Genomic DNA, 1,348 nt, shown 5'->3' on the forward strand with positions numbered 1-1,348 from the left:
TATCAAAACCGGACGTGCACCTGCCCCCACGGTAAATAAGGTTAATCAAGAAGTACATAGCGAGCCCAAAGCAATACAAGAAGCAAAGGCGACGAGTAAGGTAACATCAATCCATAAACAAAGCCCCGCGGCTAAGGCCGCCAGCAATACGCCTGAAGACAAGAGCAGCATTAGCCAAAATCGTAGCACAAAAAAAGAACACGGCCCTGTCACCAGCATCGATGTAAAAGCTTATCTTGCTGCCCAAGCAGAAACAGTCAAGAAAGAAGAAAAGAAAGCAGAAGTCGTCGAATTGCGAAAGTCTGATTCAACCAAAGACTTTGACGATATGAAAGCGGTCATGATGAATATCGAGATGAAGCGTCGGCAAAACCGCGCAGGTAGCAGCACTAAAACGAGTGCGCCGAAAACCAAAACATCCACTGCAAGCAAAACTAGCAATACCAGATTAAAGACCAACAAAGCTAAAACCAGCCCAGCTAAAGACAAACTACCAGAAGGACGTGTTGGCTCAGCTGCCAAGGAAAAGCGAATTAAAGAAGCCATCGCCAAAGAGAAAATGGAACGCGAAGCTGCACAGGCTGCCAAAGCGGCTGCAGAAGCAAAAGAAATGGCAGAAATTATGGCCAGACTTGACCAGCGTACGAAGGAAAAAGAAAGCCTACGTCGTAGGCGCTAGAAGCTGAGGCTCATCTCTTAAATGTTCAAACCTTTCAGGCTCAAAAGCGCTTAGGCGCGACGAACACCTGAAAGGCAAAAGCTCAATATTTCTTCAATCCATTCTTCGGGCTTGAATTCGCCAGGCGTTTGTTGGGCACTGGCGATAGAGCCAAGTAATGTTTCTGCCAATGCACCAACCATCGCACCAGCAGATATCAACGCATTCTGGGGTGCAAACTCATTTTTTTCGACTCCCTCTGTCACCAAGGCCTCAAATATCTCGGCATAGGCTCGTCGATATTTTAAGCGCTCTTGCTGAACCTTTGAGTCTACCGGTTCGGCTATCAAGGCATAAGCCAGACCACGCCCTTCTAAAGCTCTTCTAGAGAAAATCTCTAACGCCATTTTCAGACGTTGCTCACAGCTCAATGCCTCGCCTTCTTGCTGACCTTCGAGTTCATCTTCCACCTGAGGAAAAGCTGCTAGCTGTACATTCCTGACTTCTTTTTCAGTGGCCACCCGAAACACTTCTGCGCACAGTTCTGCTTTCGATGCGAAGTACTTATATACAGTACCGGTCGCAACATCTGCCCTTTCAGCCAACAAAGCAATGGTTAAAGACTGAAAACCTCCCGAAGCGACTAACTGCAAAGCAGTATCCAAGAGCAGTTTGCGCTGTGCTTTCTTT

General features: G+C 47.2%; 2 protein-coding genes. One reads left to right on the forward strand and one right to left on the reverse strand.

Annotated elements, in window-relative coordinates; translation table 11 throughout:
- Positions 1–679 (forward strand): hypothetical protein (locus A3761_RS28100; RefSeq protein ID WP_068750978.1); only part of this gene is annotated, 679 nt, incomplete at its 5' end.
- Positions 680–729: 50 nt separating this feature from the next.
- Here the strand turns inward: A3761_RS28100 and A3761_RS23045 are convergent.
- On the reverse strand, positions 730–1,348 hold a 619-nt coding region (locus A3761_RS23045; RefSeq protein ID WP_068750980.1), incomplete at its 5' end, for a TetR/AcrR family transcriptional regulator.

The sequence above is a fragment of the Oleiphilus sp. HI0123 genome, assembly GCF_001635315.1.